Below are 19,637 nucleotides of genomic sequence, written 5' to 3'. Positions count from 1 at the left end.
CTATAGACATTCGTTAAGGTGCGCCGCTGTGTGAGGCAGTCGCTATGTAATTTATATAGTAATAACTATTTGTGGGTAACGGCTTTTACGATCCGATCGCCACTGAGCTGAATGAGATAAACCAGAATAACTAATAGTACCAATACCGTATTCATTACAGTGGCGTTATAACCAATGTAACCATACTGGTAACCGATTTGGCCTAGACCACCGGCACCGACTGCTCCCCCCATAGCAGAATAGCCTACCAGGGTAATCAGGGTAATTGTGGCGGCATTGACCAAGCCTGGGAGGGCCTCGGGCAACAGCACCTTTTTAATAATTTGCATTGGGGTTGCACCCATTGCACGCGCCGCTTCAACCAAACCGGATGGGATCTCCAGCAGGGCGTTCTCTACCATACGGGCAATAAAGGGGGCAGCACCGACGGTTAACGGTACAATCGCGGCCTGCAAACCAATAGAGGTACCGACTATCATTCGTGTAAATGGAATCATCCATACCAATAAGATAATGAAAGGTATCGAACGGAAGATATTCACCACCCCAGACAGCGTTCGGTAAATCTTATTATTGGCGATAATTTGCCCTGGACGAGTGACATACAACAGAACCCCGACCGGTAGCCCCAAAACAAAGCCAAAGAAACCAGACACAAAAGTCATCATCAGAGTTTCCCAGACGCCTCGGCCCATTAACCACATCATTGCCTCAGACATAACCCAGAACCTCTACTTTTACATGATGGTCTTGCAAAAACTTGATAGCAGCGAGGCCATCTTGAGTGTCGCCATGTAGCTCAGCCAGCATGACACCAAACTTAACGCCTCCGGCATAATCCATTTGCGAGCTAAGAATACCGATATCAATGTTGAAACGGCGCACGGCTTGTGAAATTAACGGCGCATCAACAGACTTACCTGTGAACTCCAGCTTCAGCAGTGGGACGCGATCCGTCGTTGGCTCTTGCGTCATACGCTTGGCGTAATCATCTGGAATATCCAAATGCAAGGTTGATTGAATAAACTGTTGAGCCAACGGGGTTTTCGGATGAGAGAACACTTCGCTGACGCTATCTTTCTCAATCAATTTACCGTCACTAATAACGGCGACTTGATCACAGATGCGTTTCACCACGTCCATTTCATGGGTGATCAACAAAATTGTGAGGCCCAAGCGGCGGTTGATATCTTTTAGCAACTCAAGAATTGAACGGGTTGTCGCGGGATCCAGTGCGCTGGTGGCTTCATCACACAGTAGAACTTTAGGATTGCTGGCCAGTGCGCGAGCAATAGCAACACGTTGCTTCTGCCCACCGGATAAGTTCGCGGGATAAGCATCTTGCTTATCTGCCAGACCGACTAAATCCAGCAGCTCGCTGACTCTCTTCTTTATATCTGCGCGTGATGTATTGTCCAACTCAAGTGGAAGCGCGATATTGCCATACACGGTACGGGAGGAGAGTAAATTAAAATGCTGAAAAATCATGCCGATTTGACGGCGTGCACGCGTCAACTGACCTTCAGATAAGGTGGTAAGATCTTGGCCATCTACCAGAACTTGTCCGCTGGTAGGGCGCTCTAGCATATTGGCGCACCGAATCAGTGTACTTTTACCGGCACCCGAAGCACCGATAACGCCATAAATTTGCCCTGCCGGGACGTGTAGACTCACGTCTGAAAGCGCAGTAATTGTGCGTGAACCCTGCTGGAACACTTTGCTGATGTGAGAAAGTTTAATCATATTATTCTTATTTTATCGTTATTTCCGTGGCTAGATAAAAAGTAAACTTCAGCAGAACCAAAGTATGGATTGGATGTTAAGGCGTCTAGACGGCTAAGTCAACTGGCAACACTGATTCTCTTCCATTCTCAATCGGTAATAAAACATGCGATACTAACGGGGTTTACAGCCTTCAGGAGCAAATAAGTGACTCAGCCCGTTCCCGCAATATTTTTAGATCGTGATGGTACAATTAATGTCGACCACGGTTATGTTCACGAAATTGATAATTTTCAATTTATAGATGGTGTAATTGATGCATGCCGCGAATTGAAAGAAATGGGCTTTGCATTGGTACTCGTCACTAATCAATCGGGCATTGCGCGCGGTATGTTTACCGAAGAGCAATTCTTAAGCCTAACCGAATGGATGGATTGGTCTCTTGCTGATCGTGGTGTTGATTTGGATGGTATCTATTTCTGCCCGCATCATCCCGAGGGTAGTGTCGCAGAGTTCAGTGAAACATGTGAATGCCGCAAGCCACTGCCTGGCATGTTACTGCAAGCGCAAAGTGAAATGAATATCGATATGGCGGCTTCTTATATGGTTGGCGACAAAATAGAAGATATGCAGGCAGCATTGGCGGCAAATATCGCTACTAAGGTGCTGGTGCGTACCGGCAAGCCAGTCACTGCAGAAGGTGAGGCAGTGGCGGATTGGGTGCTAAATAGCCTGGCAGACCTGCCAAAAGCGATAAAAGCGCGTCATAAGTAACCTTTGTGTTTAAATAATCAGCAAACGAAAAAAACTTTAATATAAACCCTTGCCATTCTGAAGCGGCTCCCTATAATGCGCATCCATCGACACGGCGCTGTGAGCAACTTCACAAAGTAGCCGAGTAGAGCAGAGGAAATTAAGTGATTGACTCTGTAGCGGGAAAGCGTATTATCTGCCTCCCGCGTTACCGTAAGATTCGCTGAAAGGCAAACGGGTAACGAACGCTCTTTAACAATTTATCAGACAATCTGTGTGGGCACTCGCAAGACGATATCGAAGCCTGTTTCGACAGGCAGAAATAATATCAAAGTCTTGAAGAGTGACCAAAGCAGTACACATTTGAACTTCGGTTCGAATGCATATTTGCAGAAAGTAATCTTTGAGCATCGCTATGTTAACTCATAGCAAATCAAACAAATCTTAAATTGAAGAGTTTGATCATGGCTCAGATTGAACGCTGGCGGCAGGCCTAACACATGCAAGTCGAGCGGCAGCGGGGAGTAGTTTACTACTCTGCCGGCGAGCGGCGGACGGGTGAGTAATGTCTGGGGATCTGCCTGATGGAGGGGGATAACTACTGGAAACGGTAGCTAATACCGCATGACCTCGCAAGAGCAAAGTGGGGGACCTTCGGGCCTCACGCCATCGGATGAACCCAGATGGGATTAGCTAGTAGGTGAGGTAATGGCTCACCTAGGCGACGATCCCTAGCTGGTCTGAGAGGATGACCAGCCACACTGGAACTGAGACACGGTCCAGACTCCTACGGGAGGCAGCAGTGGGGAATATTGCACAATGGGCGCAAGCCTGATGCAGCCATGCCGCGTGTGTGAAGAAGGCCTTCGGGTTGTAAAGCACTTTCAGCGAGGAGGAAGGCAGTCGTGTTAATAGCACGATTGATTGACGTTACTCGCAGAAGAAGCACCGGCTAACTCCGTGCCAGCAGCCGCGGTAATACGGAGGGTGCAAGCGTTAATCGGAATTACTGGGCGTAAAGCGCACGCAGGCGGTTTGTTAAGTCAGATGTGAAATCCCCGCGCTTAACGTGGGAACTGCATTTGAAACTGGCAAGCTAGAGTCTTGTAGAGGGGGGTAGAATTCCAGGTGTAGCGGTGAAATGCGTAGAGATCTGGAGGAATACCGGTGGCGAAGGCGGCCCCCTGGACAAAGACTGACGCTCAGGTGCGAAAGCGTGGGGAGCAAACAGGATTAGATACCCTGGTAGTCCACGCTGTAAACGATGTCGACTTGGAGGTTGTGCCCTTGAGGCGTGGCTTCCGGAGCTAACGCGTTAAGTCGACCGCCTGGGGAGTACGGCCGCAAGGTTAAAACTCAAATGAATTGACGGGGGCCCGCACAAGCGGTGGAGCATGTGGTTTAATTCGATGCAACGCGAAGAACCTTACCTACTCTTGACATCCACGGAATTTAGCAGAGATGCTTAAGTGCCTTCGGGAACCGTGAGACAGGTGCTGCATGGCTGTCGTCAGCTCGTGTTGTGAAATGTTGGGTTAAGTCCCGCAACGAGCGCAACCCTTATCCTTTGTTGCCAGCACGTAATGGTGGGAACTCAAGGGAGACTGCCGGTGACAAACCGGAGGAAGGTGGGGATGACGTCAAGTCATCATGGCCCTTACGAGTAGGGCTACACACGTGCTACAATGGCAGATACAAAGTGAAGCGAACTCGCGAGAGCAAGCGGACCACATAAAGTCTGTCGTAGTCCGGATTGGAGTCTGCAACTCGACTCCATGAAGTCGGAATCGCTAGTAATCGTAGATCAGAATGCTACGGTGAATACGTTCCCGGGCCTTGTACACACCGCCCGTCACACCATGGGAGTGGGTTGCAAAAGAAGTAGGTAGCTTAACCTTCGGGAGGGCGCTTACCACTTTGTGATTCATGACTGGGGTGAAGTCGTAACAAGGTAACCGTAGGGGAACCTGCGGTTGGATCACCTCCTTACCTAACGATACGCATTGCGTAGTGTCCACACAGATTGTCTGATAGAAAGTAACGAGCAAATAAGGCCGGACTGAGAAATTAGTCGGGCTTTAGTACCTTGTTGGGTCTGTAGCTCAGGTGGTTAGAGCGCACCCCTGATAAGGGTGAGGTCGGTGGTTCAAGTCCACTCAGACCCACCAACTCACCATTCCCTGTTGAGTTGCAGCAATAAGGTGATTTGCTTTTTATATGGGGCTATAGCTCAGCTGGGAGAGCGCCTGCCTTGCACGCAGGAGGTCAGCGGTTCGATCCCGCTTAGCTCCACCATATAAAAAACTATTTCAAAACGTACTGCGGTCGCAAGACTCAGTGGGTTGTGAAATATTGCTCTTTAACAATCTGGAACAAGCTGAAAATTGAAACAATACAGCTGAAACTTATCTCTCCGTAGATGTACTGAGATGAGGAGTAACCTGTATTAGAGTCTCTCAAATAATCACAGCGCAAGATGTCTGTAAAGACACCTTCGGGTTGTGAGGTTAAGCGACTAAGCGTACACGGTGGATGCCTAGGCAGTCAGAGGCGATGAAGGGCGTGCTAATCTGCGAAAAGCGTCGGTAAGCTGATATGAAGCGTGACAACCGACGATACCCGAATGGGGAAACCCAGTGCAATTCGTTGCACTATTGCATGGTGAATACATAGCCATGCAAGGCGAACCGGGGGAACTGAAACATCTAAGTACCCCGAGGAAAAGAAATCAACCGAGATTCCCCCAGTAGCGGCGAGCGAACGGGGAAGAGCCCAGAGTCTGAATCAGTTTATGTGTTAGTGGAAGCGTCTGGAAAGTCGCACGGTACAGGGTGATAGTCCCGTACACAAAAATACATATTCTGTGAACTCGATGAGTAGGGCGGGACACGTGACATCCTGTCTGAATATGGGGGGACCATCCTCCAAGGCTAAATACTCCTGACTGACCGATAGTGAACCAGTACCGTGAGGGAAAGGCGAAAAGAACCCCGGCGAGGGGAGTGAAATAGAACCTGAAACCGTGTACGTACAAGCAGTGGGAGCACCTTCGTGGTGTGACTGCGTACCTTTTGTATAATGGGTCAGCGACTTATATTTTGTAGCAAGGTTAACCGAATAGGGGAGCCGTAGGGAAACCGAGTCTTAACTGGGCGTCTAGTTGCAAGGTATAGACCCGAAACCCGGTGATCTAGCCATGGGCAGGTTGAAGGTTGGGTAACACTAACTGGAGGACCGAACCGACTAATGTTGAAAAATTAGCGGATGACTTGTGGCTGGGGGTGAAAGGCCAATCAAACCGGGAGATAGCTGGTTCTCCCCGAAAGCTATTTAGGTAGCGCCTCGTGAACTCATCTTCGGGGGTAGAGCACTGTTTCGGCTAGGGGGTCATCCCGACTTACCAAACCGATGCAAACTCCGAATACCGAAGAATGTTATCACGGGAGACACACGGCGGGTGCTAACGTCCGTCGTGAAGAGGGAAACAACCCAGACCGCCAGCTAAGGTCCCAAAGTCATGGTTAAGTGGGAAACGATGTGGGAAGGCACAGACAGCCAGGATGTTGGCTTAGAAGCAGCCATCATTTAAAGAAAGCGTAATAGCTCACTGGTCGAGTCGGCCTGCGCGGAAGATGTAACGGGGCTAAACCATGCACCGAAGCTGCGGCAGCGACACTTAGGTGTTGTTGGGTAGGGGAGCGTTCTGTAAGCCGTTGAAGGTGACCTGTGAGGGTTGCTGGAGGTATCAGAAGTGCGAATGCTGACATAAGTAACGATAATGCGGGTGAAAAACCCGCACGCCGGAAGACCAAGGGTTCCTGTCCAACGTTAATCGGGGCAGGGTGAGTCGACCCCTAAGGCGAGGCTGAAAAGCGTAGTCGATGGGAAACAGGTTAATATTCCTGTACTTGGTGTTACTGCGAAGGGGGGACGGAGAAGGCTAGGCTAGCCGGGCGACGGTTGTCCCGGTTTAAGCATGTAGGCGGAGTGACTTGGTAAATCCGGTTGCTTATCAACGCTGAGGTGTGATGACGATGCACTACGGTGCAGAAGTAGTTGATGCCAAGCTTCCAGGAAAAGCCTCTAAGCATCAGGTAACATTAAATCGTACCCCAAACCGACACAGGTGGTCAGGTAGAGAATACTCAGGCGCTTGAGAGAACTCGGGTGAAGGAACTAGGCAAAATGGTGCCGTAACTTCGGGAGAAGGCACGCTGGCATTAGGTAAAGAGACTTGCTCTCGGCGCCGAAGCCAGTCGCAGATACCAGCTGGCTGCAACTGTTTAATAAAAACACAGCACTGTGCAAACACGAAAGTGGACGTATACGGTGTGACGCCTGCCCGGTGCTGGAAGGTTAATTGATGGGGTCAGCCTTACGGCGAAGCTCTTGATCGAAGCCCCAGTAAACGGCGGCCGTAACTATAACGGTCCTAAGGTAGCGAAATTCCTTGTCGGGTAAGTTCCGACCTGCACGAATGGCGTAATGATGGCCAGGCTGTCTCCACCCGAGACTCAGTGAAATTGAACTCGCTGTGAAGATGCAGTGTACCCGCGGCAAGACGGAAAGACCCCGTGAACCTTTACTATAGCTTGACACTGAACATTGAGCCTTGATGTGTAGGATAGGTGGGAGGCATTGAAGTGTGGACGCCAGTCTGCATGGAGCCAACCTTGAAATACCACCCTTTAATGTTTGATGTTCTAACTCGGCCCCGTAATCCGGGGTGAGGACAGTGTCTGGTGGGTAGTTTGACTGGGGCGGTCTCCTCCCAAAGAGTAACGGAGGAGCACGAAGGTTAGCTAATCACGGTCGGACATCGTGAGGTTAGTGCAAAGGCATAAGCTAGCTTGACTGCGAGAGTGACGGCTCGAGCAGGTACGAAAGTAGGTCTTAGTGATCCGGTGGTTCTGAATGGAAGGGCCATCGCTCAACGGATAAAAGGTACTCCGGGGATAACAGGCTGATACCGCCCAAGAGTTCATATCGACGGCGGTGTTTGGCACCTCGATGTCGGCTCATCACATCCTGGGGCTGAAGTAGGTCCCAAGGGTATGGCTGTTCGCCATTTAAAGTGGTACGCGAGCTGGGTTTAGAACGTCGTGAGACAGTTCGGTCCCTATCTGCCGTGGGCGTTGGAAGATTGAGAGGGGCTGCTCCTAGTACGAGAGGACCGGAGTGGACGAATCACTGGTGTTCGGGTTGTCATGCCAATGGCATTGCCCGGTAGCTAAATTCGGAAGAGATAACCGCTGAAAGCATCTAAGCGGGAAACTTGCCTCGAGATGAGTCTTCCCTGGGGCTTTAAGCCCCCTGAAGGAACGTTAAAGACTATGACGTTGATAGGCTGGGTGTGTAAGTGCAGCGATGCATTGAGCTAACCAGTACTAATGATCCGTGAGGCTTAACCTTACAACACCAAAGGTGTTTTGGCTATTTGAGACAAAATCGAGTGAAACGATTTTGAGCGCCATGAGTGGCGAACCCGAAGGGGTGAGTATCGGTATGATACATATACTCTTGATTTTCAGCGAAGTTCCGAGATTGAGCTAATTGGTTTGGTATTTGATACTGAACGGGTTGGTTAAAACAGAATTTGCCTGGCGGCCATAGCGCGGTGGTCCCACCTGATCCCATGCCGAACTCAGAAGTGAAACGCCGTAGCGCCGATGGTAGTGTGGGGTCTCCCCATGCGAGAGTAGGACACTGCCAGGCATCAAATAAACAAAACAGGCTACCCTAACGGGTGGCCTTTTTTGTTTATGGGTTTAAACAGAGAGCGACTGGAGCATGACATGCGACAAACTGTGAACGCAGTTTGGACAGCGTCTGCGCTGGCCCCGTTAGGGGGGAGACTCATCTTAAAGATGAGACGAATACTGTGGACACTGGCAGGCATCAAATAAAGTCGAGACCCCATGCCAAAAGCGTGGGGTTTTTGCTAGCCAGCCCTAATTACCTTGAGCGACAGTTCATTGTCCCGACCCCAAATACGCATTGGGTGAGTGACATGACCTATATAAGGACGCATGAAGGCTGGTTATATCTGGTCGTTGTTCTCGATCTCTTCTCACGTCGGGTTATAGGCTGGAGCATGGGAGGACGAATGACCGCTGAGTTAGTGATGGATGCATTATTGATGGCGGTATGGCGACGTAAACCAACAGCAGAAGTATTAATCCATTCAGATCAGGGTTCTCAATATACCAGCGAAAGGTGCCAGCATTTTATGGCATCTCACAATTTGAAAAGCAGCATGAGTCGTCGGGGTAATTGCCATGACAACGCAGTGGCAGAAAGCTTTTTCCAGTTGCTAAAACGGGAACGAATAAAGAAACGGATCTATAAAAACAGAGAAGACGCGAAGGCGGATATCTTCGATTATGTCGAGATGTTTTATAATGCTAAACGCCGCCACAGTGCCTGTGAGGATCAACCCCCTGCAGTTTATGAAAGTGCCTGGTTCATGAGGCACGGAACCGTCTAGGAAATCCGGGTCTATTCACTGGTAGAGCTGGCTTTACCTGTGGCAATGCCAATTAATGCTGTTTATGACAGTGAACAAGATGACAGTAATCGACTGTGCTGTTTTATTGATTTTATTAAGAAATGCCTGACACAAACGATGACGACAAAATAAAAAAAACCACCTCATATGGAGGCGGTTGAACTTTTACTTAGCGAACTATACATCCCATTTTGGTGCCAGGCCATCGGGGTTGACCAGACGCTCTCCTTGATCCAACGTTGCGATCAGTGCCATGTCCTCTGCGCTCAAACGTAACTCCTGCGCCAGTAAATTACTGGCCAAATTAATCTCTTTGGTTGATGACGGAATAACGTTGTAACCCAATTGCATCGCCCAGCTTAAAATGACTTGTGCGGGTGTTGCGTTGTGTTGTTCAGCAATCGCTTTGATGATCGTCTCTTCCAATGCTTTGCCATAGGCCAGCGTCATGTAAGAGGTGATTGCAATACCATTTTCTTTTGCGAACTCAACTACTTTCCTGTTTTGCAAAAGCGGAGATAATTCGATCTGATTGGTCGCAATAGCCTCTGCACCCACCGCTGCAATTGCCTGTTTCATTAAATCAATGGTGAAATTAGAAATACCAATCTGACGTGTTAGCCCCATCTCTTTGGCTTTTATTAACTCAGCCATAAATTCTGCAACAGAGACTTCATCATTCGGTGATGGCCAATGAATTAATGTTAAATCCACATAGTCTGTTTGCAGCTTCTGCAAGCTCTCTTGCAGGCTAGGGATCAATTTCTCTTGCGCTAAATTAGCAATCCAGATTTTGGTGGTGATAAATAGCTCATCACGTTTGATACCACTTTGTGCGATAGCTTGGCCGACGGCAGCTTCATTTTCATAGATTTGTGCTGTATCAATAGCACGATAGCCCAATTTCAAAGCTTGGCTAACGGAATCAATAACCACTTGATCTTGAAGGCGGAAAGTTCCCAGGCCGAATGCAGGTACGCTCATCGTAATTCCTTGTTTTGCTGATAATGGTTTTATCTTTAGATGTCATTGAGAATTCTCTATCGACCATAATGCTCTGCATTATCGGTTCGATGAAAAACTGGACGAATTATGGCAATAGAGTTATCAACAAAAAATGCGGTATTAGGCATAAGACTTTTGATTATAAATCAAGTATTACTGTCGCCGAGTAGGATCTTTTACTGTTCAGGTTATGGGTTTTTTATCAATTGAAGGCTTATTAGTGCATTATGAATTACATAAATTGAATATCTCCTTGCGCATCCCAATATCAAAGGGAAGCCGTTGGTAAAAGAAATTACTGAGTGGAATATCTGGGCGTATAATCAGTAAAGTATCAACGGTGGTTACCTCAAAAGCCAAAGTGATTTCGAATAAGGAATAGGCCATCAAAGTGCCGAAACGAACATATGCAATGCGGTATGTTGCAGGTCAACCGGTTGAACAGATTTTCCCTGGCTCGGCAATGCAGTTGGGACAGGGGCTACCGGCAGGCGCACCATTGCCAACATCTGAATTTCTTCGTGTGATGGTGTGGAATATCTTTAAGCAACAGCGGGCAGAATGGCTGTCTGTTCTTAAAGAGTTCGGGCGTGATGCTCAACTGATGCTATTGCAAGAAGCACAAACAACACCTGAGCTGGTGAGGTTTGCTACATCCCATTATCAGGCTGCAGATCAGGTTCCGGCCTTTGCATTGCCTCAGCACCCTTCTGGTGTCATGACGTTAGCGGCTACTCACCCAGTCTACTGCTGCCCATTGCGTGAGCGTGAGCCGCTACTGCGTTTGTCTAAATCGGCATTAGTCACGGTTTACCCGATCCATGATGGTCGTCTGTTGATGGTAGTGAACATTCATGCGGTGAATTTCAGTCTCGGCGTTGATGTTTACAGTAAACAACTTGAGCCCATCGGTGAGCAAATTGCGATGCACCGTGGTCCGGTTATTCTGGCGGGAGATTTCAACGCCTGGAGCCGTCAGCGGGTTAACGCTTTACAGCGCTTTGCCCAAGGAGTGGGACTGAAGGAGGTGGAGTTCCGCACTGATCTCCGCAGTCGTGCTTTTGGTCGGCCACTTGATTTTGTGTTTTACCGTGGACTTACGTTGGCTGATGCCTCGGTATTAGTGACTCGAGCTTCCGATCATAACCCACTTCTGGTTGAATTTAAGCCATAAAAAAAGCACCCCGAAGGGTGCTTTTAACAGCTTTAATCGCGATTCTAGCTCTACGTATCCGGGGTCGATTTGCCGTCAACGAACAACGTCAATTTTAAGCCTGGCTGTAAATTATTAGCTTTGCTGACTACCGAATTCCATCGCATCACATCGTTGGTGTCTACACCGTGACGCTTGGCAATACTGGCAAAAGAATCACCTTTACGAACTTGATAGGTGATGCTGTTGCTGGTTGTATTGCTTGCCAGTTGCAGGGTTTGCCCAACTTTTAAGGTGCTCTTGGCACGTAAGTTGTTCCAACTCTGCAAATCGCTGGTCTTGATATTCAATCGCTTGGCAATCGTAGATAAGGTATCGCCGGGGCGAACTTTATACTGCGAACTTGATGCTGATTTTGTGCTGTTCTGCGCCAGTTTAGTGGGTTGAACTGCGGCAATATCAGTATCTGCCAATGAATCTTTAAGCTGCTCAGCATGGGCTTTCGGCAACATAATATAACGAGGACCATGTCCATCAGGTGCTGTTACATTGCGCTTATACCCAGAGTTAAAGGATTTCAACTTTGTCAGTGACATCCCCGCCATCTCAGCCGCCTGAGTTAGCTGTATCTGCTGACCAACATCAACACGCGCCAATGCACGGTCTTTGTCGGGTTCAGGTAAGGTTATACCGTACTTTTTGCTGTTCTTGATTAGATCGCCCAAGGCCAGCATTTTTGGCACATAAATTGACGTTTCACGAGGAAGCGACAATGCCCAAAAGTTCGTCGGTTTACCCTTTGCCTTATTGGCTTTCACCGCTTGCATGACTCTGCCTTCACCGCTGTTATAAGCAGCAACTGTTAATAGCCAGTCACCGTCAAACATCTTGTTCAGGCGCTCCATCATATCAAGCGCTGCTTTGGTTGAAGCAACCACATCTCTGCGGCCGTCATACCATTGGTTCTGTTTTAAGCCATAATTTCGACCTGTACTCGGTACTATCTGCCATAGCCCTGCGGCGTTGGCGGATGATGTCGCGTGAGGGTCAAAAGCGCTCTCCACTATGGGTAGCAGTACCAGCTCCATCGGCATCTTACGTTTCTTAATCTGCTCGACTATCAGGTACATGTACGGCTCTGCCCGTAATGTTACATCGTGGAGATAGCTCTTATTTTTTAAGTATTTTTGCTTCTGTTCACGGATCCGGGAATTTTCCGGAACCTTCATCTTCAGCTCGTCGCTAATGAAGTTCCACAAATCCTGCTGCGCGAGGCCACTTTCACTATCCAGCCATCGCGCGCTGCCCACTCGGGCGCTATTTGTGTACTCTCCTGCTTCACTCTCTTGACCTGCCGAAGACAAACTCTGTGCATGCTGTACGGGGGCCTTCACATCCGTCTTGGACGTCTGGCACCCAACAAGCAAGACTGAGGCGAGTAATATCGCTTTGGTCTTCATGTGTGTGTCAATGTAGTTGCTTAAAAGACGACCAATCATACTTTGCTTCGACAAAAAACACAACTAAAAGCTCAGAAGCGGTCTTTACGGGCGCGTAATTCGGAAAAAACTGAGACAAGTGAGCTTGGTGGAGAGATTACGCCTATTTCTCTTTGTAAATCAACGTCATTGCAACGTAAAAAAACATTAATTTTCCGCTCAAATTGCAATTTTGTAGGTAGGCTGGGTAGGTTTTTTGCCCGTAATTGCATGATTTGTTGTTGATATGTAGCTATATCTTGATCTGATGGCAGAAGGGAACGGGCAAACTTAAGATTTGAGAGAGTATATTCATGCGCGCTGCAAATTAAGGTTTCGTCAGGGAGCTGCGCGAGCTGTTGAATTGACGTGTACATTTGCTCTGGCGTGCCTTCGAATAACCTGCCGCAGCCAGCAGAGAAGAGGGTATCACCACAGAAAAGATAAGGTTCGCTGTAGTATGCAATGTGCCCGAGGGTATGGCCGGGCACAGCAATAACATGGTAGTTTTGCTCGCCAATTGTCAGGTTATCACCCCCATTAACAATAATTGTCGCGCCTTTGTTCGCTGTTTCCTGTGGTCCATAGACGGGAATGTTGGGGAAATGACGACATAAATCAGCAACACCGCCGACGTGATCGTGGTGGTGATGAGTGAGTAAGATGGCCTGAGGGCTATATTGGCCTTGACTCAACGCTGCCAGCATTGGAGCGGATTCGCCCGGATCAACAATAACGCACTGTTTTTGTTGATCTGCCAATAGCCAAATGTAATTGTCTTGAAATGCCGGAATGCTGATAAGATTCATGGGGTACCCTTTTGTTGGCAATAGCTTGAAAGAAGATAATATACCCGTCATCTTTCAAATTGCAGGTGTGTTGGCTACTCTCGCGACCCGGCCCATCTATGGGCCTCGCTTACTTGTGTAAGTTCATCGGGATCCACTTGCTTGCCGCCTTCCCGCACCTTGAAATCTATTGGGTAGAAACATGAAACCAGCGCAAACACGCCGAAAGATTGATGCGCCCGCATCCTGGGCTGAGTTACCTTGGGGAGAGTATTATCGCACGGCAATTGAGCAACAGTTGCAGCCTTGGTGGCCTAAATTCTTTGGTTTCCATTTGCTGAAAATAGGCCATTTGAGTGCCGAAATTGCCAGCGATAAATGTGCTATCTCCCATCAGGTGAATGTGGGGGAAAGAGGCAAAAACATGCAAGTGTTCGCCAGCCCGTACCAGTTACCTTTTGCCGAAAAATCCGTGGATGCCTGTTTACTGTCTCACACTTTAGCTTATGCCGCTGATCCACACCGTATTTTACGTGAGGTGGATCGGGTGCTTATCGACGACGGTTGGCTGGTTATTAGTAATTTTAATCCAATGAGTATGCTGGGAGCAGGGAAATTGATCCCAGTATTACGCCTGCGGCAGCCCTATGTTAGCCGTATGTTTACCCAAATGCGTTTACTGGATTGGCTGAGTCTGCTGAATTATGAAGTTTTGCATCTGTCGCGTTTCCACGTTTTACCCTGGCATAAAGAGGGTGGGCGCTTTATTAGCACCCACTTGCCAGCGTTAGGTTGCGTCAGCCTGATTGTCGCCCGTAAACGCACCATTCCACTGACCTTCAATCCGATGAAATTCGGGGCGCGTAAACCTTGGTTCAGCCGCGCCGTTGGTGCGACCAAAAGCTATCGTGATCAGCCCTGATTTAGCGGCAACGTATTAATTAGGGATATAGCCAGTATCCTCTAACGTCGGTGAGTTCGCACCCTGGCGGGCCAGTTCATCGCAACGTTCGTTTTCCGGGTGGCCCGCATGGCCTTTTACCCATTCCCATTGCACGGTATGGGTTTGGATCGCCAGATCCAGACGCTGCCACAAATCCACATTGCGTACCGGTTTGCGGTCGGTTGTTTTCCAACCACGTTTTTTCCAGTTGTGAATCCACTGAGTGATACCTTGGCGTACATACTGGCTATCCGTGCTGAGCGTCACTTCACAAGGCGAGGTCAGAGCCTCAAGCGCGACGATGGCAGCCATCAGCTCCATGCGGTTGTTAGTGGTCAAATAGTAACCTGCACTAAAGGTTCTTTCATGCTGCTTGTAACGCAAGATTGCGCCGTAACCACCGGGTCCCGGATTGCCAAGGCAAGATCCGTCGGTGAAAATCTCTACCTGTTTAGTCATCTCTGGTAGACTCTTCCTATCTGTTTAAACGTTAAGTCTGACATAAACGAGCGCTATGAGCACTGGCAATATGATCGTTACACCGACCAGACAGATTGTTCTGGATACTGAAACCACCGGTATGAATAAGCTGGGCGTTCATTATGAAGGCCATCGGATTATTGAGATCGGCGCAGTTGAAGTGATCAACCGCCGTCTGACCGGCAGAAACTTCCATGTGTATGTGAAACCCGACCGTCTGGTTGATCCCGAGGCCTATGGTGTTCACGGTATTAGCGATGAGTTTTTGGCGGATAAGCCGACATTTGCTGATATTGCACCTGAGTTTCTCGAGTTTATCCGTGGTGCAGAATTAATCATCCATAACGCGGCGTTTGATATCGGCTTTATGGATCATGAGTTCCGCATGTTGCAGCAGGATATTCCGAAAACGGAGACCTTCTGTACCATCACCGATAGCCTGTTAATGGCGCGTCGTCTGTTCCCCGGCAAGCGCAATAACCTCGATGCTCTGTGTGATCGCTACCTGATCGATAATACCAAGCGAACATTGCACGGCGCGTTACTCGATGCCGAAATTCTGTCAGAAGTCTATCTGGCGATGACCGGCGGCCAGACGTCGCTCACTTTCTCAATGGAGGGTGATCAGTCACAGAATGACGCTTCCGACGACATTCAGCGCATTACCCGCCCAGCATCTGGGCTGAAAATTATTTATGCCGCTGAGGATGAATTGGCGGCCCATGAATCGCGCCTCGATTTAGTGATGAAAAAGGGCGGTAGCTGTTTGTGGCGAATGCCGCTTGAATCGGAAGAGAGCACAAACGCAGAATAAAACGACACCCAGACGAAAAACTGTGCAAACAGCTTATTTTGCAGGAAAAAATGTTGACGCCATTACCTTCGATACGTAATATCCGTCTCGTTCTTAACCGGAACAGCAGCGTGGTGCGGTAGTTCAGTCGGTTAGAATACCGGCCTGTCACGCCGGGGGTCGCGGGTTCGAGTCCCGTCCGCACCGCCAACATTCAGCAGCCCTGAGTTAGAAATAACTCAGGGCTTCGTTGTATTCAATCTCCGTTCATACCCCTTCTATCATCTGAACCGAACAAGACTTTCGACGGATAAAAAAACAGATACCCGAAAGTATCTGTTTCACATTAATTATTGTGCAGCATTACCCGCTTGTGCGGCGGTGTTCACCCAGCCATCAAAGGTGGCCTGATGCGCCTGAATCCAGCCGTTCACATGGCGTTCGATATCGGCATCTGATGATTCACCGGCATGCATCCGCATGTTCTGAGCATTCACATCATTAATCGATATTTTCATGACAGAGAACAGTTTAGCGGCAGCCGGATTGGCTTCAGCCCATTTTTTGTTGGCGACGATATGCATCACACTCGGTGGATAGCCGTAGTTCGCGCCATTGGAAAGCTGGGTGTTGATAGTTTTATCTGGCAGGGAAGAGAACGGCACCTGCAACCACACCACATCACGCCCCGGCACTAAGACATCACTGACCCAATAGGGGGTCCAAGTGTAATAAAGAATCGGTTTACCTTCTTTGTAGCGGGTGATGGTATCGGCAATCATGGCGGCATAGTTACCCTGATTATGGGTCACGGTGTCGCTCAGGCCGTAAGCTTTGATTTGATGATTAATCGGCGCTTCACAGCCCCAACCGGGGTTACAGCCGGTTAAGTCGGCTTTGCCATCATTATTGGCATCAAACAATTTGGCGATTTTCGGATCTTTTAACTGCTCAATATTGGTGATGTGGTATTTATCGGCGGTTTTTTTGTCGATCAAATAGCCCTGCGCCAGCCCTTCGATATAGTTACCCTGACGATAAAACTTGGCATCACCACCTGCGGCGGCGTACTGGTCGTTATGCAGTGGTTCCCAGTTGACTGCCAGATAGGTGGCATCACCTGCGGCAATGGAAGCGTAGGCGACATTGTAGTCAACCTCTTTGGTTGGCTGGACATCGTAACCGAGCTTCTCCAGCGCCTTATTAACGAGTGAGGTCTGGAAAGTCTCTTCCGAAATGGTGCTTTGCAGCGGTTGGACGCTAACGCCTTTACCCGGTAATTCTGCGGCGGATAACTGAGTGCTGATCAGTGTGGTGAGAGTTAAGGCCCAGATTCCTGTCATACGCATAATTTTCCCCTTATTCCCTTCGTCCTTGACGCTGCTGCTGTGTTCGCGGCACTCGCGCACCCGAATCACTTACTTATGTAAGCTCATTGGGATTTACTCGCTTGCTGCCTTGCCGCAGCGCCAATGACTTTGGGTATGATATTGAGTGTAATTATTTAAAATTACTTGCTGTTACGAAATGGTTTGGTGAATAGCCCGATAGGGCCGGTGGCATACCAGCGGCCAACGCCTTTACTGCGGCGATCGCGGCCTAATGATTGGGTCAGGCGGTCAAGAATAATCGCCAGAATCACGATACCCACTCCCCCGACGGCGGCCAGCCCCATATCCAGGCGACCAATACCGCGCAGCACCATCTGGCCTAAACCGCCGACGGCAATCATCGAAGCGATAACCACCATCGACAGCGCCAGCATCAGGGTCTGGTTCACACCTGCCATGATGGTTGGCATCGCCAGCGGCAGTTGTACTTTGAACAACAATTGACGTGGATTGGCACCAAAGGACTCTGCGGCTTCGATAAGATCTTCCGGCACCTGTTTGATACCCAGAATGGTCAAGCGAACAATCGGTGGCAGCGCAAAGATAATGGTGACCACCACGCCCGGCACGTTACCGATACCAAATAGCATGACGATCGGCACCAGATAGACGAAGGCTGGTGTGGTCTGCATGGCATCCAGCAAGGGCCGAATGATACGTGCGGCATTATTACTGCGCGCCAGCCATATCCCGAGCGGTAGCCCGATAAGGATACAGAAGAATAGCGAGGTCAGAACCAGTGCCAGTGTCACCATGGCTTGCGACCACGCGCCGATAGCGCCAATGGCGATCAGTGAGACCAGGGTAGCTACCCCCATCCCTAAGGTGGAGAACTGCCAGGCGATCAGGGCAAAGACCAGAATCGCCACCGGTGCTGGCATACCCAACAGCAAGTGCTGGAAGCCACTGAGAATAAAGTCGACCGGCACACGAATGCCTTGGAACAGTGGGCGGAAGTGCAGCACGACCCAGTCAATGCCGTGAGTGACCCATGAATCCAGTGGCAACCACGTGGTGTGGAACGGGTCCATTAAGCTGAAATGTTCAGGTGCCGCCGCTGGCGCGCTGTTCAGCCAGTCAGCATTTGCCACTTGGCTCTGTGCCGCCTGAGCGGCAGCCTCGTGGCCGGCACTCCCTGCGGCATGGCTACCCTCGGCCATGCTGGCTCCCCAAGGGTCAGCTGCGGCTGACAGGCTCTGAGGGGCGGTGTTAGTCACAGCAGGTGCAGTCGACGCCGCTGCATCCGTAGCCCAAGGGTTACTGACTGCTTGATCGTTGATCTGGATTTGATCACTCATTTGGCGTCTCCTTATCTAGGGCCTGCAACAGCATGGCCTTGGAAATAATACCGATATAGCTGTTGTCTTCACCGACCACAGGCACCGCGCAAGGGGCTTGTGCAACCAGTGAAATCAGCTCACTGAGGGGCATGTCTGCGGGAACCGGTGCGGGATCAGCCAGTAAGGCACTGTCCAACGACTGGTTTTCAGCCAACGCTTTTTTCAGTGAATCTATCGATACCACGCCAATAAACTTCTGCCCGCGTTCCAACACATAACCGTAATCGCGGTCTTCATCCTGAAGCAGTTTTAATGCTGAACGCGGGCCGAAACCCGGTGTTTTACGGATCAAAGAGACTGGGCGGCGGCGCGCAATATCCTTGGCGCTGAAGACGTGGCTGATATCAACGCCACGGAAGAAGGTGCGCACATAGTCATTGGCCGGATTGTTTAGGATCTCATCCGGGGTGCCAACTTGTACCACTACGCCGCCTTGCATAATGGCAATGCGATCACCAATGCGCATGGCTTCATCCAGATCATGGGAGATAAAGACGATGGTTCTTTGCTGTTTCGCTTGTAACTTGACCAGCTCATCTTGCATCTCGGTGCGGATGAGTGGGTCGAGGGCGGAAAAAGCCTCATCCATTAATAAGATGTCGGGGTTATTGGCCATGGCGCGGGCTAAGCCGACACGTTGACGCATCCCACCGGAAAGCTCGTCGGGATAAGAGTAGGCGTAGCTGTCCAGACTCACCTGACGCAAGGCTTCCATGGCTTTTTCATGGCGTTCCTGTTGAGGGACGCCCGCCAACTCCATGCCGAATGCGGTATTGTCGAGGACATTCAAATGGGGCATTAATGCAAAGGATTGGAAGACCATACTGATCTTATTGCGCCTCACCGTGCGCAGGGCGCTATCCGATATTTTGGCAATATCTTCGCCGTCGATCAGTACTTCGCCACGCGTAGGTTCTATCAGACGATTGAGAAGGCGTACCAGGGTGGATTTACCGGAACCGGATAATCCCATGATGACGAATATCTCGCCTTCTTCAATGGCCAGATTGGCATCTTTAACGCCAACGGACAAACCTGTTTTAGCAAATATCTGCTCTTTATTCTTACCTGATTCAAGCAGTTTAAAAGCCCGTTCGGGATGCTCACCAAATATTTTATATAGATTCTTTACTTCGAGTTTAATTGCCATGCAGCTGGTATATCCCTCTGTCAATTTTGAATTATGTTTATTCGATCGATGTTATCCTGATGAAAAAATAGAGCGCCATATACCCTAACACAGTGAGAATCTGAGACAACCCTCAATGTCCTTATAATCAAAT

The 19,637-nt window shown here is 49.4% G+C and carries 13 protein-coding genes, 3 tRNA genes, 3 rRNA genes and 2 pseudogenes; 12 read left to right on the top strand and 9 right to left on the bottom strand.

Going from position 1 to position 19,637, the window contains the following annotated elements; all coding sequences use genetic code 11:
* Positions 1-65: 65 nt before the first annotated feature.
* Both ACZ76_RS04495 and metN read right to left on the bottom strand, forming a co-directional pair.
* A complete protein-coding gene (locus ACZ76_RS04495) occupies positions 66-719 on the bottom strand; it encodes a methionine ABC transporter permease MetI (protein WP_032813821.1) in 654 nt (217 codons plus the stop codon).
* Positions 712-1,743 carry a methionine ABC transporter ATP-binding protein MetN gene (gene metN / locus ACZ76_RS04490; protein WP_048617193.1) on the bottom strand — a complete coding sequence of 344 codons (1,032 nt, stop codon included), beginning with the start codon at positions 1,741-1,743 and terminating at the stop codon, positions 712-714. The genes ACZ76_RS04495 and metN overlap by 8 nt, the downstream gene beginning before the upstream one ends.
* A gap of 186 nt (positions 1,744-1,929) precedes the next feature.
* Here metN and gmhB point away from each other — a divergent pair, with 186 nt between their 5' ends.
* The 8 genes and pseudogenes from gmhB to ACZ76_RS19505 all read left to right on the top strand — a co-directional run.
* Positions 1,930-2,496 carry a D-glycero-beta-D-manno-heptose 1,7-bisphosphate 7-phosphatase gene (gene gmhB, locus ACZ76_RS04485; RefSeq protein WP_048617191.1) on the top strand — a complete coding sequence of 189 codons (567 nt, stop codon included), beginning with the start codon at positions 1,930-1,932 and terminating at the stop codon, positions 2,494-2,496.
* Positions 2,497-2,921: 425 nt separating this feature from the next.
* Positions 2,922-4,464: ribosomal RNA gene (locus ACZ76_RS04480) — 16S ribosomal RNA — on the top strand.
* A gap of 102 nt (positions 4,465-4,566) precedes the next feature.
* Positions 4,567-4,643: transfer RNA gene (locus ACZ76_RS04475), tRNA-Ile, on the top strand.
* A gap of 51 nt (positions 4,644-4,694) precedes the next feature.
* Positions 4,695-4,770: transfer RNA gene (locus ACZ76_RS04470), tRNA-Ala, on the top strand.
* A 210-nt stretch (positions 4,771-4,980) separates the two neighbouring features.
* Positions 4,981-7,887: ribosomal RNA gene (locus ACZ76_RS04465) — 23S ribosomal RNA — on the top strand.
* A gap of 187 nt (positions 7,888-8,074) precedes the next feature.
* Positions 8,075-8,190: ribosomal RNA gene (gene rrf / locus ACZ76_RS04460) — 5S ribosomal RNA — on the top strand.
* Together the 16S, 23S and 5S rRNA genes with 2 tRNA genes alongside form the textbook arrangement of a ribosomal RNA operon.
* Before the next feature lie 226 nt (positions 8,191-8,416).
* Positions 8,417-8,962 (top strand): annotated as a pseudogene (locus tag ACZ76_RS18135) (IS3-like element ISSpr1 family transposase); the annotation flags it as partial.
* Between the two features lie 18 nt (positions 8,963-8,980).
* Positions 8,981-9,115: pseudogene (locus ACZ76_RS19505) on the top strand (LysR family transcriptional regulator); the annotation flags it as partial.
* 45 nt (positions 9,116-9,160) lie between these two features.
* On the opposite strand, the gene dkgB reads toward ACZ76_RS19505, so the two are convergent.
* Positions 9,161-9,967 carry a 2,5-didehydrogluconate reductase DkgB gene (gene dkgB / locus ACZ76_RS04450; RefSeq protein ID WP_048617189.1) on the bottom strand — a complete coding sequence of 269 codons (807 nt, stop codon included), beginning with the start codon at positions 9,965-9,967 and terminating at the stop codon, positions 9,161-9,163.
* A 433-nt stretch (positions 9,968-10,400) separates the two neighbouring features.
* Between dkgB and ACZ76_RS04445 the strand changes: the two genes are divergently transcribed.
* Entirely contained in the window at positions 10,401-11,162 is a 762-nt protein-coding gene (locus ACZ76_RS04445; protein ID WP_048617187.1) for an endonuclease/exonuclease/phosphatase family protein, read from the top strand.
* A gap of 50 nt (positions 11,163-11,212) precedes the next feature.
* Here ACZ76_RS04445 and mltD read toward each other — a convergent pair whose 3' ends face one another.
* Positions 11,213-12,601, bottom strand: a complete 1,389-nt coding sequence (gene mltD, locus ACZ76_RS04440) for a murein transglycosylase D (RefSeq protein ID WP_071840467.1) — start codon at positions 12,599-12,601, stop codon at positions 11,213-11,215.
* 71 nt (positions 12,602-12,672) lie between these two features.
* The gene (gloB, locus tag ACZ76_RS04435) at positions 12,673-13,428 is read right to left on the bottom strand and encodes a hydroxyacylglutathione hydrolase (RefSeq protein WP_048617183.1); all 756 of its coding nucleotides are present in this window, start codon (positions 13,426-13,428) and stop codon (positions 12,673-12,675) included.
* A gap of 181 nt (positions 13,429-13,609) precedes the next feature.
* Between gloB and ACZ76_RS04430 the strand changes: the two genes are divergently transcribed.
* On the top strand, positions 13,610-14,329 hold the full coding sequence (locus ACZ76_RS04430) for a class I SAM-dependent methyltransferase (protein WP_048617181.1): 720 nt from the start codon (positions 13,610-13,612) through the stop codon (positions 14,327-14,329).
* Between the two features lie 15 nt (positions 14,330-14,344).
* On the opposite strand, the gene rnhA is transcribed toward ACZ76_RS04430, so the two are convergent.
* The gene (gene rnhA / locus ACZ76_RS04425; protein WP_005275904.1) at positions 14,345-14,809 is read right to left on the bottom strand and encodes a ribonuclease HI; all 465 of its coding nucleotides are present in this window, start codon (positions 14,807-14,809) and stop codon (positions 14,345-14,347) included.
* A 70-nt stretch (positions 14,810-14,879) separates the two neighbouring features.
* Here rnhA and dnaQ point away from each other — a divergent pair, with 70 nt between their 5' ends.
* Positions 14,880-15,644 carry a DNA polymerase III subunit epsilon gene (gene dnaQ / locus ACZ76_RS04420; protein ID WP_048620182.1) on the top strand — a complete coding sequence of 255 codons (765 nt, stop codon included), beginning with the start codon at positions 14,880-14,882 and terminating at the stop codon, positions 15,642-15,644.
* A 112-nt stretch (positions 15,645-15,756) separates the two neighbouring features.
* A tRNA-Asp gene (locus ACZ76_RS04415) sits at positions 15,757-15,833 on the top strand.
* A gap of 140 nt (positions 15,834-15,973) precedes the next feature.
* Here ACZ76_RS04415 and proX read toward each other — a convergent pair.
* From proX to proV, 3 genes are all read right to left on the bottom strand, one after another.
* Positions 15,974-16,972, bottom strand: coding sequence for a glycine betaine/L-proline ABC transporter substrate-binding protein ProX (gene proX / locus ACZ76_RS04410; protein ID WP_048617178.1), 999 nt, complete (start codon positions 16,970-16,972; stop codon positions 15,974-15,976).
* A 161-nt stretch (positions 16,973-17,133) separates the two neighbouring features.
* Positions 17,134-18,312, bottom strand: a complete 1,179-nt coding sequence (gene proW / locus ACZ76_RS04405; RefSeq protein ID WP_048617176.1) for a glycine betaine/L-proline ABC transporter permease ProW — start codon at positions 18,310-18,312, stop codon at positions 17,134-17,136.
* Positions 18,305-19,504 carry a glycine betaine/L-proline ABC transporter ATP-binding protein ProV gene (gene proV, locus ACZ76_RS04400; RefSeq protein WP_005275920.1) on the bottom strand — a complete coding sequence of 400 codons (1,200 nt, stop codon included), beginning with the start codon at positions 19,502-19,504 and terminating at the stop codon, positions 18,305-18,307. The genes proW and proV overlap by 8 nt, the downstream gene beginning before the upstream one ends.
* Positions 19,505-19,637: the final 133 nt, after the last annotated feature.

It is taken from the genome of Yersinia aleksiciae (genome assembly GCF_001047675.1).
In the GTDB taxonomy this organism is placed as follows: Bacteria; Pseudomonadota; Gammaproteobacteria; order Enterobacterales; family Enterobacteriaceae; genus Yersinia; species Yersinia aleksiciae.
The sequence above is the reverse complement of the archived record's forward strand: the minus strand, read 5'-3'. Positions and strand labels throughout refer to the sequence as shown.